A 13,696-nucleotide genomic window follows, 5' to 3' on the forward strand; every position below is an offset into this window, starting at 1 on the left:
ACCGAGGACGGACACCCCCCGCCCCGGCCCCGACCCACCACACGACAGTGGGCGCTACACACGCCCCCACCGAACCCGCACAGCGCGCCGCGAGGCATCACGGCTCAAGCCACAGCCGAAGCCCCCTCCGGGAACCGCACCCCCGTCAACTCCTCCGAAGCCGCCCACAGCCGACGAGCCGCCACCGGATCACTGGCCGCCGCGCTACGACCAACCAGAGTGGGCGCCCCCCGAAACTCACCCCGCCCATCCGGCCCGACATAGCTCGCACCAGGCAGATCCTGAGACGCGGCATACAACGTGGGCAACGCCCCCGCCCGATCGTCCTGCGCAAAGAAGCGATTGCCGATCTTCATGAACAGCAACGCCGCCCGACTGGAAGCGTGGCTCTGAAGGTTGGTGGCCGCATACCCGGGATGAGCCGCCAGAGCCCGCACACGGGACCCGGACTCACCCAGCCGACGCTGGAGTTCGAGCGTGAAGAGCAGATTCGCCAGCTTCGACTGGGCGTAGGCACGGACCGGCCCGTAATCCCCCGCCAACTGAAGGTCGTCGAAGTGGATCTCCCCGTCCCCCATGCGATGGGCGCCGGAGGACACGGTGACCACCCGGTCGGTGATGTACGGCAGGAGCAGGTTCGTCAGCGCGAAGTGCCCCAGATGGTTCGTACCGAACTGCATCTCGAACCCGTCCGCGGTCCGCCCCTGCGGCACCATCATCACGCCCGCGTTGTTGATCAGCAGGTCCAGCGGCCGACCGTCCCACCCCGCCGCGAACTCCCGCACGGACGACAGATCCGCCAGATCCAGCCGCCGCACCTCCGCGCTGCCGTTCACCGTCCGCGCCGCCGCCTCACCCCGCCGCGGATCCCGTACGGCGAGCACCACATGCGCCCCCGCCGCGGCCAGCGCGGTCGCGGCGGTGAGCCCGATGCCGCTGTTGGCGCCGGTGACGACGGCGGTGCGGCCGGCGAGGTCAGGAAGTCGGGTCGCGTTCCACGTGTCTTGCTTGTCTGCTGCCATATCCCCAATGTAGGCGCCGCCAACAATGCTGTCAATGACTACAATGATGGCGACGACAACAATAGTGGCGATGCCTACATCGGGATACGATGACCTCCATGCCCAAGCCCGAGACCCGCGAGATCCGCGAGACCCGCCCCTACCACCACGGAGACCTCCGCACCGCCCTGCTCGCGAGCGCGGAACGCACCCTCCGGGAGAAGGGCGTCACCTCCCTGTCACTGCGGGAACTGGCTCGCGACGTCGGCGTGAGCCACGCCGCCCCCGGCCGCCACTTCAAGGACAAGCAGGCCCTGCTCAACGCCCTTGCCGAGACCGGCTTCGAGCGCATGGCCGAGGCCCTGGAGGCCGCCGACGACCCGGCCCTGCCGTTCCAGCCGCGCCTGACCTCGTTCGCCCGGGCCTACCTCGGCTTCGCCATCAACAACGCCGAGCTGCTGGAGCTCATGTACGCCCGCAAGCACGAACCCGACGCCTCCGAGCAGATGACGGCCGCGCTCGACCGCACGGTGGGCTCACTGGAGCGGGTCATCGGGGCCGCCCAGCAGCAGAACGAGATCATCGCGGGCGACCCCGCACAGCTCACCCTCACCGTGGGCGCCGCCCTGCACGGCCTCGCCGCCTTCACGGCCAACGGCATCTACGCTCCCGACGCCGCCCTGGACGCCGTAGAGGAACTGATCCACCAGTTGCTCCACGGACTCAAGCCCAGGTAACGGCCCCAGGTAACAGCCCCCAAGTAACAGCCCAAGGGAGTTGTGCGCAACGCGTGTAGATGGTCAAGGCATGGCCATTCGCCGCCCATCGGGGGGCCATTGGCCGGTAAGCCCTCAACATCCTTCGGTAAGGCGGAAGTCAGGTTTCCGCAACCTGTCTTGTTTGTCGCGTACCCAACAAGCGATCGTCGTCGCGGGCCGCCGCCCCCACCGGGAACCTCACCGGTGGACCCCCCACCCCGCAGGCCTCTGCACCCACTCCCAGGAGGCTTTACGATGCGTACGTCCCCGAACACCGCCCCCCTGAACGGCAGATGGCGCCGTATCGGCTCCGCCGCCACGGCCACCGCCGCCCTCCTCATCGCCGGCCTCGGCACCGCGGCCCACGCGAGCGCGGACACGCAGGCCGCGCAGCCCAAGGCGAGCGGCAAGGCGATCGCCGCGGCCGTCGCCAAGGCGCACGTGCAGTACGAGAGCGCGTGTGGCGCCACCCCGAAGAAGGGCTTCGCGTCCTGCAACGCCCTGCGCGTCACCAGCGGCACGACCGCCTTCCAGGAGGAGCAGGCCGCGAAGAAGGGCGTCGCGCCCGCGACCGTCAAGCCGAACGCCGCCTCGGCCACCCCGACCGGCTACGGCCCCAGCGACCTCCGGTCCGCCTACGGCCTGACCTCCGCCTCGGCCTCCAACGGCTCCGGCCAGACCATCGCCATCGTCGACGCCTACGACGACCCCAACGCCGAGGCCGACCTGGCCACTTACCGCTCGTACTACGGCCTCTCCGCCTGCACCACCGCCAACGGCTGCTTCAAGAAGGTCAGCCAGACCGGCTCCACGACCTCCCTCCCCAGCGCCGACAGCGGCTGGGCCGGAGAGATCTCACTCGACGTCGACATGGCCTCCGCGATCGCCCCGAACGCGAAGATCCTCCTCGTCGAGGCCAACTCGTCGAGCATGGCCGACCTGGGCACGGCCGTGAACGAGGCCGTGAAGCTGGGCGCGAAGTTCGTCTCCAACAGCTACGGCGGCGGCGAGTCCTCCTCGGACACGTCGTACGACTCCTCGTACTTCAACCACCCCGGCGTCGCCATCACCGTCTCCGCCGGTGACGAGGGCTACGGCGCCGAGTACCCGGCCGCCTCCAAGTACGTCACCGCGGTCGGCGGCACCAAGCTGTCCAAGTCCTCCACCACCCGCGGCTGGACCGAGAGCGTCTGGAACACCAACAGCACCGAGGGCACCGGCTCCGGCTGCTCCGCCTACGACGCCAAGCCGTCCTGGCAGACCGACACCGGCTGCGCCAAGCGCATGATCGCCGACGTCTCCGCCGTCGCCGACCCCGCCACCGGCGTCTCCGTCTACGACACCTACGGCTCCGACGGCACCGGCTGGAACACCTACGGCGGCACCAGCGCCTCCGCCCCCATCATCGCGGCCGTCTACGCCCTCGCCGGCACCCCGGGCAGCAGCGACTACCCGTCCCAGTACCCCTACGGGAACACCTCGGCCCTCAACGACGTGACCTCCGGCAGCAACGGCACCTGCTCCACGAGCTACTTCTGCACCGCCCGGACCGGCTACGACGGCCCGACCGGCCTCGGCACCCCCGCGGGAACGGCGGCCTTCACCGGCTGACCCCCCATGGGCCTCTGACCCTCATGTGATCCGTCCGTGACGAACGGGCCGCGGCACCCAGCCGCGGCCCGTTCGTCATTTCCGGGTTAGCCTTCCACCACGATCTCGGGGATCCCGCAGACCAGCGACCTGATCACCGATCCGTAAGAGGGGTCAACGACGGAACCACACGACAGGTTCCGCCCTTATCTCATTGCCCGGCGTGACCTGCCGTGATACACAGAGTGACGATACGACTCCCTGTATACCGCCCTACGTCCGTTCGAGGGACTCCCCAGGCACCGATGCGGGCCGGTGGCAAGGTATTCGTACGAAACCCGCCAATCAATGACGCCAAGTCGACATACGACAGCGGCATTGTCGGCGACAATGATGCCTGACCTCTGCGCCAAGGCAGGGGGCGCGGAACTACCCACCAGGGGCGGTGACTTACATGCTCTTTGCGGCCGACAAGGGAGACATCAACACCATCATCGGCGGAATCGCTCCGGACTGGGGGCCCTTCGGCAGCCTGGGCAACGAGGCGAAGGTGATGATCGAGGTCGTGATGGCGGTGGCCATCCTGCTCTGCCTCGGCATCGCCATCTGGGGCGCCGCCAAGCAGCGCATCGGTGCCACGGCGCTGCGGGACACCTTCAGTGCGGAACAGGGCAAGGGCCTCATCATCGCGGGCCTGACCGGCGTCTTCATCATCGGCTCACTCGGCACGCTCTTCACGATCGTGTACGGCATGGCCGTGTAGGCACGGCGCCCGGTCGCCGCACCTCGGTCCGGCCGGGCGCGCCCCGGTCCCCCCACCTCCCTCTACCCACCCGTCCGTCGTGCCCACCGGCTGAGGTTGCGTTTCCCTGATGTCGAGTCACCACACCGCGCCCGCGCGGGAACCAGTGCGGCTACCGTCGTACTCCTACGCGTTTTCGCACGACGTCGAGGGGGCGTACGCGGCATGAGTCTCGGTGACGACCACGACACGTCCGCCTCCGGCGGTTACGCCGGGACGGGCCACACCCGCACTCGCTACCCCGACGCCCCCACCGACGTCTACGGCGGCGCCCGCAGACCCGGCCGCTCCTCCTCCCGAAGCCTCGTCACCGTCGTCGGCGTCGTCGTCCTCCTCATCGCCGCGATCGCCTTCGCGAACCGCGGAGGAGACGATTCCCCCACCCCCAAAACCGCCGGCTCCCAGCCAGAGGCTGCCGCCACGGCACCAACGGGAAAAACCCCGGTAAAAACGGGCTTCGCCCAGGACGAGCAGGGGGCGCAGAGCGCTGCCGCGAACTATGCGGTGACGTTGGTCTCGGCCGACATCCTCAAGCCCGCCCGGCGCGGCGAGATCGTCAAGCAGCTCTTCGTCGCCGACAAGCAGGCCGCTCTGACGGAGAAGTTCGACCAGGCCTACTCCAAGGAGTTCCTGACCAAGGTCGGCCTGGACGCGAACGGCAACGCCACGGCCGGCAACACGTACGTCTCACGCACGGTGCCGGTCGGCACCAAGGTCTCGAACTACTCGGACACCACGGCCACCGCCGAGGTCTGGTGCACCGGCCTGTACGGCACAGCCGGGGCGAAGTCGACCAACCCCGTCACCAGCGACTGGTTCACCATGACCCTCCAACTGCGCTGGGCCGACGGCGACTGGAAGGTCGACAGCTTCTCCCAGAAGGACGGGCCCGCCCCCGTCCCCGGCGACGACAAGGCGTCCAGCGCCGACGAGATGGCCAAGGCCGTCGAGGAGTACGGAGGGTTCTCGTATGCCCGGTAGTCCGCGCCGCACGCTCAAGGTCGCCGCAGCCTTCACCGCTGTACAAACCGCGGTCCTGATGCTGGCCACCCGTGCCGTCGCCGCCCCGACACCCACACCGTCGCCGACCCCGTCGGACGGCAACTGCGACCTCATCGTCGGCCCCGCCAAGGAGTACTGCGAAAACGATGGTGGCGGCTCCACCGGCGGTGGCGGCGGCTCCAACCCCCTCACCAACACCCTCGACCCCCTCTCCTCCCTCGCCAAGGGCTGCGCAGACGCCGCCGCCTGGACCGTGGACAAGCTCAGTGAAGCGGTGAAGGACACGGCGAACGTGGACTTCACCAACCAGAAGTTCCTCCAGCAGTACGCCGTGGTGTTCGCGGCGTCCACGATCCTCACCCTCCTGCTGTGGCTGCTGGCCGTGGCGAAGAGGGCGGTGCGAGGTGTCCCCCTCACCACCGCCATCAGCGAGGCGATCGGATTCCTGTGGCTGACGGTCCTCGCGTCGGCCTTCACGCCCCTCATCCTCTACACGGTCGTATCCGCGACGGACGGCGTCTCGGAGGTCCTGGCCAAGGCGACGGGCGACCAGACGGACGCCTTCTTCGGCACGTTCTCCGGCGCGTTGAAGAAGGGCGAGGACATCGGCGGCGGCCCGATCATGCTGATCGTCGTGTCGCTGGTCAGCGTCCTGGCCGCGGGAGTGCTCTGGCTGGAGCTCGTCATCCGCACCGCCCTGCTCTACGTCGGCGCCCTCCTCGGCACCGTCGTCTACGCCGGCCTGGTCGACAAGAACCTGTGGGGCCACGTCCGCCGCTGGGCGGGGATCATGATCGCCGTCATCCTCGTCAAGCCGGTCATCGTCATCGTCCTGGGCCTCGCCGGCGCGCTCTCCTCCGACGACGGCCCGGACGCCTTCTCCGCCGTGGTCTCCGGCCTCGCCATCATCCTGCTCGCGATCTTCGCCTCGGCGATGATCTACCGCTTCGTCCCCGGCTTCGGCGACGAGATCGCCGGCTCCCGCAACAACCGCATCATGCAGGGCGCCGAGGGCAAGGCCGCCGCGGTCATCAGCTCCCCCGCCACCCTCGTCGCGCAGGGCATCAAGACCCACAGCACCCGCGCGGACAACAACGGCCAGTCCGGCGGAGGCAACGGCGCCCGGCCCAGCAACCCCGCATCCGGCGGGGTCGCCGCCCACAGCTCACGCACCGCGAACGGAGGCGGCGGATCTGTCCCCTCCGCCGCACCCGCTCCCCGGGCCGGCAGCCCGGTGAACACCCCGCACGCCAGCAACACCCGCAACAGCAGTACCAACCGCACGGGAGGTGAAGGGCGTTGACGACCGAGTCCCACGTGTCCCATCCGGTCACGCCCCGCCGTACATATCTGATCGGCCGCGCCCGGCCGAACGCGATCGTCGGCAGGAATCGGGAGACCGGTGAGATCGCGCTGATCATCGGCGGCGCGTTCCTCGGCATGATGTGCGGGCTCCTGGTCCCGGTGCTCTCCCTGCGCATCGTGCTGCTCATGGGCTTCCCCATGCTCGCGCTGGCCGCGGTGTACGTGCCGTACAAGCGCCGCACCTTCTACAAGTGGTTCGAGATCAACCGCAGCTACAAGCGCACCCTCAAGCAGGGCACCGCCTACCGCTCGGGAGTGATGGAGGCCGGCACCTTCGCCGACGGCCGCGAGGTCGAGATCGGCCCGCCGCCCGGCATCGGCCGCATCACCTGGCTCGCCGCCCCGTTCGGCCCGGACGAGATCGCCGTACTGCTGCACGCCGACCGGCGCACGGTCACCGCGGCGATCGAGATCGAGGGCCCCGGTGTCGGTCTGCGCGACTCCGAGGACCAGGAAGCCCTCGTCGACCGCTTCGGCACCCTGCTCAAGCACGTGGCCAACGGCGACGGCTTCGTCACCCGGATCCAGATGCTCGCCCGCACCCTGCCCGCCGACCCCGACGCCCACGCCAAGGACGTCTCCGTCCGCGGGGACGAGAAGGCGCCGGTCTGGCTCCAGTCGTCGTACGACCAACTCCAGTCGATGGTGTCGACGAGCAGCGAGCAGCACCGCGCGTACCTCGTCGCCTGTATGCACTACAGCCGTGAACTCGCCGCCGAGGCCCACGCGATGGCCCGGGCGGCCCGGCCCCAGTCCGGCCGCAAGCTGGACCGGGACGCCGGTCTCGCCGTGGTGATGGCCCGTGAGCTGACGGACATCTGCTCGCGCCTCCAGGAGGCGGACATCCGCGTACGGCAGCCGCTCGGCCAGGGCCGCCTCGCCTCGCTGATCCACTCCATGTACGACCCGGACCACCCCATCGACCACATCCAGGCGATGACCAAGCGCAACGCCTGGCCAGCCGAACTCGACGCCATGGAGCCGACGTTCCTCCAGGCGAAGACCCGGGAGTCCTCCACCCGCGCCCCCTGGTGCCACGCCACGGCCTGGGTGAAGGAGTGGCCGATGACACCCGTCGGCGTCAACTTCCTGGCGCCACTCCTCGTCCACACCCCGGACGTCATCCGCACCGTCGCCGTCACGATGGACCTCGAACCCACCGAGGTCGCCATCGAGCGCATGCTGACCGAGAAGACCAACGACGAGGCCGAGGCGTCCCGGGCCGCCAAGATGAACCGGACCGTCGACCCCCGCGACGTCGCCTCCCACAACCGTCTCGACCAGCGCGGCGAAGACCTCGCGAGCGGCGCGGCCGGCGTCAACCTGGTCGGCTACATCACCGTCTCCTCCCGCAACCCCGAGGCCCTGGCCCGCGACAAGCGGACCATCAGGGCCTCGGCCGGAAAGTCGTACCTGAAGCTGGAGTGGTGCGACCGCGAGCACCATCGCGCCTTCGTGAACACGCTTCCGTTCGCCACCGGCATTCGAAGGTAGGGGCCGCCGCATGCGGGATCCGATGTCCATCCTCACCGACGCCTTCACGTCCTTCCTCTTCGGAAAGGTGGAGACGACCCGCCTGCCGGTGCGCACCTCCACGGGCCAGGCCCAGGCCGTCTACCTCCCGACCGCCGCCCCCGGTCTCGGCGACTCGGGCGTCATCATCGGCCGCGAGGTCTACTCCGGGAAGGGCTACATCTACGACCCCTTCCAGCTGTACGGTCAGCAGCTCCCCGCGCCCCACTGGCTGGTCCTCGGCGAGTCGGGCAACGGCAAGTCGGCGCTGGAGAAGACGTACGTCCTGCGCCAGCTCCGCTTCCGCGACCGCCAGGTGGTCGTCCTGGACGCGCAGGGCGAGGACGGCGTCGGTGAATGGAACCTCGTCGCGCAGGAGCTGGGAATAACTCCCATCCGGCTCGACCCGATGGCGGCCCTGGACCACGGCATCCGCCTCAACCCGCTGGATCCCGCGATCACGACGACCGGCCAGCTCGCGCTGCTGCGGACCATCATCGAGGTCGCGATGGGGCACAGCCTGGACGAGCGGTCGGGCTTCGCCCTCAAGGTCGCGCACGCCTACGTCAACGAGACGATCGTGGACCGCCAGCCGGTCCTGACCGACATCGTGGAGCAGCTGCGGCACCCCGAGCCCGAGTCGGCCGAGGCGATGAACGTCGACATAGAGGACGTACGGGCCTGGGGGCTGGACGTGGCCCTGGTCCTGGACCGTCTGGTCGACGGTGACCTCCGGGGCATGTTCGACGGCCCCACGACGGTCGGCATCGACCTGGACGCCCCGCTGATCGTCTTCGACCTGTCCCACATCGACCGCAACTCCATCGCCATGCCCATCCTCATGGCGATCGTCGGTGTGTGGCTGGAGCACACCTGGATCCGCCCCGACCGGAAGAAGCGCATCTTCCTGGTCGAGGAGGCCTGGCACATCATCAACAGCCCGTTCGTCGCCCAGCTCTTCCAGCGGCTGCTGAAGTTCGGCCGACGGCTGGGTCTGTCCTTCGTGGCGGTGGTCCACCACCTGTCCGACGTGGTGGACGGAGCGGCGGCGAAGGAGGCCGCGGCCATCCTCAAGATGGCCTCGACCCGCACGATCTACGCCCAGAAGGCGGACGAGGCACGGGCCACCGGGCGGGTCCTCGGCCTGCCCCGCTGGGCGGTGGAGATCATCCCCTCGCTCACTCCCGGCATCGCCGTGTGGGACGTCAACGGCAACGTCCAGGTCGTCAAACACCTGGTCACCGAGACCGAACGCCCCCTCGTCTTCACTGACCGCGCGATGACCGAGTCCTCCGTGGAGCTCGCGGACGAAGCCCTGCGCGCCGCCGAACTGGAGGCGGAGGAACGGGCGGCGGCCTTCGTGGAACAGCACCTCGGCGACTCCGAGTCGACGGTGGCGTAGGAAACTTCAGGCAGTCGGACAACCGGGAGAGCCATGAGACCGGGTGCGGAACGCGAGCGCCGACAGGACGCCCAGGGAGGCATCCCCGACGGCCTGCTGGTCGGCATACTCGCGTTCCTTCTCGGCATGACCCTGCTCGCGTGGTCGGCGACAGGCCTGTCCGCCCTCTTCGCCCACGGCACCTGGCCCGACGGCGTCACCTTCGCCCGCACCCCCCTGGCCATGCGCAGCCTCGTCGCCGAACCCCACGACATCCCCGCCGCCTGGCCCGACACCCCCCGCGCCCAGCTCTCCGGCTACGGCCTCTTCTGGGGCCTGTTCATCGGCCAGCTCATGATCCTCGTCGTCCTGACGGTGTTCGTCATGGGCACGGTGGCGAGGTGGAGGGCGGTACGGGCGAGGGCACGGGCGGAACGGATGGCACAGGCGGCGGCCCCGGGCCCGCACGAGGTACCGACCCAGAGGCCGGCGACGGAACAGGCTCCTGCCGCGCCCGAACCGCCGGCCCACCAGCAGCCACCGACGGCGATCAGTCCCGAGGCGCCGCCGGAACCGAAGGAACTGACGGAGCCGCTGCACGCGGCGTCGGCGGAGGCAGCCCTCCACACCTCTCTGTCCAAGGGCACAAGGGTCGGCGGGTGGGAAACCGACCGCACCGAGGGCGCGGTGCACTACGGCTCCCCGGAATCCCGCCGAGCGACCGCCACCCAGGCGATCCGGGACGCGGAGGGCCCCGCCCTCGTCCTCACCTCGAACCCGGCCCTCTGGCAGGACACCAAGGACGCCCGGGCCAAACTCGGCCCGGTCCACGTCTACGACCCCACCCACCGCTGCGACACCCCGGCCCGCCTCCACTGGTCGCCCACCTCCGGCTGCGAGGACAAGGACACGGCCATCGCGAGAGCCGCCGCCCTCCTCGCCCCGATCCGCCCCACCGCGAAGATCGACGCCGCCCTCACAGCCGTAGCCGAAACGCTCCTGCGGAGCTATCTGCACGCCGCCGCCATCGACGGCCGCACCATCCGCCACGTCCACCGCTGGTCGCAGGGCACCCAGGTCCAGGACGCCGTACGAACCCTGCGCACCAACCCCAAGGCCGCACCCGGCTCGGCGGGCGAACTCGAGGCCGCCCTCACCGCGCACCCCGAACGCCGGGACATCGCCCAGGAGTTGACGAGCCGCGCGCTCTCCGCCCTGTTCACGGTGAACATCCGGGAAGCCTGCACACCCAACCGAACTGATGCCCTCGCCCTGGATTCCTTCGTCGACGAAGGGGGCACGCTTTACATGGTGGGTGAATCAATCGAGGACCCCAGGACGAACCCAGGCGCCATGCCCCTCCTGACGGCCCTCGCCTCAAGCGTGGTCGAGCGCGGCCGGCGCATGGCCGAACGGTCATCCTCCGGTCGCCTCGACCCACCACTGACGCTCGTCCTGGACGACGTCGCCGCCGTGGCTCCGCTTCCCCAGCTCCCGGAGCTGCTGGCAACCGGAGCGGACCGGGGTATGCCGACCCTGGCCCTGCTCCGGTCCCGCGAACAGGCCCGCACCCGCTGGCCGGACGCCGAACTGCCGGTGTAGCCGCCTGCGGCCGCCGGCCGGGACGGGGCACGAACTCCCGGCCCGGTCACCGACGTTCGAGCACGAACTCCAGCTCGGACTCCCCCGAGTCCGGCGCCAACGGCACCACGGCCCCGCTCGGCACGAACCCGACCTTGCGGTACAGCCCCTGCGCCCGCCCGTTGTCCTCGTGCACGATGAGCCGCACCCGCTCGGCGTCACGGCCCCACGCCCACTCCAGGCCCGCCTCGAACAGCTCCTTGGTCAGCCCGGTCCCGCGCGCCTCGGGCCGCACATAGACGCCCACCACATGCCCCTGGCGCCGCTCGACGGGAAACCCGGCCCAGTCCGTCGACCCGGCCTCCTCCACCAGCACGGTCAGTGTTCCCATCCACCGCCCGTCCGCGTCCTCGGCGATGATCTGCTGCACTCCGGTCGCCCCTTCGGCGCCTTTGGCCGCCCGCTCCCGCCAGAAGGAGTCCGGCTTGGTCACGGAGTCGTCGTAGGTCTCCAGGAAGGCGAGATGCGCGACGGGGTCCTGGAGCGCGGCGAGCCGCAGCTCCCGCACCGCAGGCCACTCATCAGCACGTATGGACCGGATCACATAGCTCATACCGGCCACGGTAGTACCCGGGTACTAGCCCGCTCACCTCAAATACCGCCCCCGGCCCGACGCCTCCGGCCCCCGCCCGGGCGACCATCGAAGGTATGACGCCGGCGGAGAAACAGCCCACCATGGACCGCGTGGCCGAAGAACGAGCGACGGAACCCCTCACCGAGTACGTCCACCGCGTCAGCCGACGCATACGTGCCTTCGACCAGCACCACCCACTCCCCTGGGACCTGCTCCTGACCGGGTTCTGGGTGACGGCCGCCCTGATCGACTACTTCGGCGACGGCTGGCTCAACGTGACCCGCGACCGCGACAACCCCGGCTGGCTGGTCCTGATCCTGAGCCTGGGCTTCTCGGTCCCCCTCCTGTGGCGCCGCACCCACCCCAGGGCCGTACTCGTCGCCATCGCCCCGGTCTCCCTGGTCAACTCCTGGACCGGAATCGCCCTCCAGGCGGTCCTGCTCCAGCTGCTCGTCGTCTTCCACATCGCCCTGCGCCGTCCCCCGCGCAACCTCTGGTGGGCCACGGCCCTGATCACCGCGCCCGTGGCCGTGATGACGGCCCGTTACGCCCGGGGAGGCGCCGACCAGGACATCGTCTCGGTGCTGATGTCCATAGCCGTGGCGGCGGCGATCGGCATCACGGTCCGCACCCGCCGCGCCCACACCGAGGCCCTGGAGGACCGCGCCCGCCGCCTGGAGGTGGAACGCGACCAGCAGGCCCGCCTCGCCGCCGCCGCCGAACGCGCCCGCATAGCCCGCGAGATGCACGACATCATCGGCCACAACCTGGCCGTCATCACCGGCCTCGCCGACGGCGGCCGCTACGCCGCCACCAAGTCCCCCGAGCGCGCCGCCGAGGCCCTCACCGCGATCTCCACCACCAGCCGCCAGGCCCTCACCGAACTCCGCCGCCTCCTGGACGTCCTACGCGACGAGACCGCACAGCACCACACGCCCGCACCCCCCGCGGACCTGACCCCCCAGCCCACCCTGGCCGACCTCACCCCCCTCATCGACGGCGTCCGCGCCGCCGGCCTCCCCGTCGACACCACCGTCCAGGGCACCCCCACCCTCCCCCCTGGCCGCCAGCTCACCGTCTTCCGCGTCATCCAGGAAGCCCTCACCAACACCCTCAAACACGCCGGCCCCGACGCCACCTCCCACATCGACTTCTCCTACGACGACTCCGGCGCCGTCACGGTCACCGTGACCGACACCGGCCGCGGCGGCCCCCTCAACGGCACCGAGGGCCGCGGTCTTCCCGGCATGCGCGAACGAACAGCCCTCTACGGCGGCACACTTGAGGCCGGCCCTCGCGCCCACCCCGAACAGGGCTGGCGCGTCCACCTTCACCTCCCGGAGGAATCCCCGCAGTGACCACGGTCCTCATCGCCGACGACCAGCCCCTCCAGCGCCTCGGCTTCCGCATGCTGCTGGAGAGCCAGGACGACATGACGGTGCTGGGGGAGGCGAACAACGGTGCCGAGGCGACCCGTATGACGGCCGAACTCCATCCCGACGTCGTCCTGATGGACGTCCGCATGCCCGGCCTCGACGGCATCGAGGCCACCCGGCGCATCATCGCCTCCGGTTCCCGCACCCGCGTCCTCATCCTGACCACCTTCGACCTCGACGAGTACGCCTACTCCGGTCTCCGCGCCGGCGCCTCCGGCTTCCTGGTCAAGGACGCCCAGCCCGAGGACCTCCTCTCCGGCATCCGCGCCGTGGCAACCGGCGACGCGGTCGTGGCCCCCAGCCTGACCCGCCGTCTCCTCGACGCCTACGCCCACCACCTGCCGACCGCCATACCGGCCGACACCCCGGAAGCCCCCGACCCCCGCCTCGCCGCCCTCACGGACCGCGAACGGGAAATCCTCACGGTCATCGGCAAGGGCTGGACCAACACGGAGATAGCCACCCGCCTCCACCTGGCCGAGTCCACGGTGAAAACCCACGTGGGCCGCATCCTCGCGAAGACGGACTCCCGGGACCGGGTCCAGGCGGTGATCCTGGCGTACGACACGAAGCTGGTGAAGTAGACGTGAAATAGAAAAAGCCCCGTGCCATTGGCACGGGGCTTTTCTCAAAG

Annotated in this window: 12 protein-coding genes; 10 read left to right on the forward strand and 2 right to left on the reverse strand. The window is 70.0% G+C overall.

From position 1 onward, the window contains the following. Positions 1-104 precede the first annotated feature (104 nt). Positions 105-1,022 carry an oxidoreductase gene (locus SLINC_RS21150; protein ID WP_067435402.1) on the reverse strand — a complete coding sequence of 306 codons (918 nt, stop codon included), beginning with the start codon at positions 1,020-1,022 and terminating at the stop codon, positions 105-107. Positions 1,023-1,111: 89 nt separating this feature from the next. Here SLINC_RS21150 and SLINC_RS21155 point away from each other — a divergent pair, with 89 nt between their 5' ends. From SLINC_RS21155 to SLINC_RS21190, 8 genes are all read left to right on the forward strand, one after another. Continuing rightward, the gene (locus tag SLINC_RS21155; protein ID WP_067435404.1) at positions 1,112-1,738 is read left to right on the forward strand and encodes a TetR/AcrR family transcriptional regulator; all 627 of its coding nucleotides are present in this window, start codon (positions 1,112-1,114) and stop codon (positions 1,736-1,738) included. Positions 1,739-2,014: 276 nt separating this feature from the next. After that, on the forward strand, positions 2,015-3,370 hold the full coding sequence (locus SLINC_RS21160) for a S53 family peptidase (protein WP_067435407.1): 1,356 nt from the start codon (positions 2,015-2,017) through the stop codon (positions 3,368-3,370). A gap of 433 nt (positions 3,371-3,803) precedes the next feature. Further along, on the forward strand, positions 3,804-4,112 hold the full coding sequence (locus tag SLINC_RS21165) for a hypothetical protein (RefSeq protein ID WP_003991275.1): 309 nt from the start codon (positions 3,804-3,806) through the stop codon (positions 4,110-4,112). 204 nt (positions 4,113-4,316) lie between these two features. Then, a complete protein-coding gene (locus tag SLINC_RS21170; protein ID WP_067435410.1) occupies positions 4,317-5,132 on the forward strand; it encodes a DUF8175 domain-containg protein in 816 nt (271 codons plus the stop codon). Then, positions 5,122-6,456, forward strand: a complete 1,335-nt coding sequence (locus SLINC_RS21175) for a hypothetical protein (protein WP_067435413.1) — start codon at positions 5,122-5,124, stop codon at positions 6,454-6,456. Before SLINC_RS21170 ends, SLINC_RS21175 begins: the two co-directional genes overlap by 11 nt. After that, entirely contained in the window at positions 6,453-8,012 is a 1,560-nt protein-coding gene (locus SLINC_RS21180) for an SCO6880 family protein (RefSeq protein WP_067435416.1), read from the forward strand. The genes SLINC_RS21175 and SLINC_RS21180 overlap by 4 nt, the downstream gene beginning before the upstream one ends. Positions 8,013-8,022: 10 nt before the next feature. Beyond that, entirely contained in the window at positions 8,023-9,432 is a 1,410-nt protein-coding gene (locus SLINC_RS21185; RefSeq protein WP_067435420.1) for an ATP-binding protein, read from the forward strand. 33 nt (positions 9,433-9,465) lie between these two features. Next, positions 9,466-11,013 carry a type IV secretory system conjugative DNA transfer family protein gene (locus tag SLINC_RS21190; protein WP_067435423.1) on the forward strand — a complete coding sequence of 516 codons (1,548 nt, stop codon included), beginning with the start codon at positions 9,466-9,468 and terminating at the stop codon, positions 11,011-11,013. A gap of 46 nt (positions 11,014-11,059) precedes the next feature. Here SLINC_RS21190 and SLINC_RS21195 read toward each other — a convergent pair whose 3' ends face one another. Continuing rightward, positions 11,060-11,605: a GNAT family N-acetyltransferase gene (locus SLINC_RS21195; RefSeq protein ID WP_107406652.1), complete on the reverse strand. Its 546-nt coding sequence runs from the start codon at positions 11,603-11,605 to the stop codon at positions 11,060-11,062. Positions 11,606-11,727: 122 nt separating this feature from the next. On the opposite strand from SLINC_RS21195, the gene SLINC_RS21200 reads away from it, so the two are divergent. Further along, a complete protein-coding gene (locus SLINC_RS21200) occupies positions 11,728-12,984 on the forward strand; it encodes a sensor histidine kinase (protein WP_079165141.1) in 1,257 nt (418 codons plus the stop codon). Further along, positions 12,981-13,646, forward strand: a complete 666-nt coding sequence (locus SLINC_RS21205; RefSeq protein ID WP_067435429.1) for a response regulator — start codon at positions 12,981-12,983, stop codon at positions 13,644-13,646. The genes SLINC_RS21200 and SLINC_RS21205 overlap by 4 nt, the downstream gene beginning before the upstream one ends. The last annotated feature ends 50 nt before the right edge of the window (positions 13,647-13,696 follow it).

The sequence above is a fragment of the Streptomyces lincolnensis genome (assembly GCF_001685355.1).
GTDB lineage: Bacteria > Actinomycetota > Actinomycetes > Streptomycetales > Streptomycetaceae > Streptomyces > Streptomyces lincolnensis.

Coding starts and splice junctions, on each gene's coding strand:
- SLINC_RS21170 (WP_067435410.1), top strand. CDS start 4,317: ATGAGTCTCGGTGACGACCACGACACGTCCGCCTCCGGCGGTTACGCC.
- SLINC_RS21165 (WP_003991275.1), top strand. CDS start 3,804: ATGCTCTTTGCGGCCGACAAGGGAGACATCAACACCATCATCGGCGGA.
- SLINC_RS21175 (WP_067435413.1), top strand. CDS start 5,122: ATGCCCGGTAGTCCGCGCCGCACGCTCAAGGTCGCCGCAGCCTTCACC.
- SLINC_RS21195 (WP_107406652.1), bottom strand. CDS start 11,605: ATGAGCTATGTGATCCGGTCCATACGTGCTGATGAGTGGCCTGCGGTG.
- SLINC_RS21185 (WP_067435420.1), top strand. CDS start 8,023: ATGCGGGATCCGATGTCCATCCTCACCGACGCCTTCACGTCCTTCCTC.
- SLINC_RS21190 (WP_067435423.1), top strand. CDS start 9,466: ATGAGACCGGGTGCGGAACGCGAGCGCCGACAGGACGCCCAGGGAGGC.
- SLINC_RS21160 (WP_067435407.1), top strand. CDS start 2,015: ATGCGTACGTCCCCGAACACCGCCCCCCTGAACGGCAGATGGCGCCGT.
- SLINC_RS21155 (WP_067435404.1), top strand. CDS start 1,112: ATGACCTCCATGCCCAAGCCCGAGACCCGCGAGATCCGCGAGACCCGC.
- SLINC_RS21150 (WP_067435402.1), bottom strand. CDS start 1,022: ATGGCAGCAGACAAGCAAGACACGTGGAACGCGACCCGACTTCCTGAC.
- SLINC_RS21200 (WP_079165141.1), top strand. CDS start 11,728: ATGGACCGCGTGGCCGAAGAACGAGCGACGGAACCCCTCACCGAGTAC.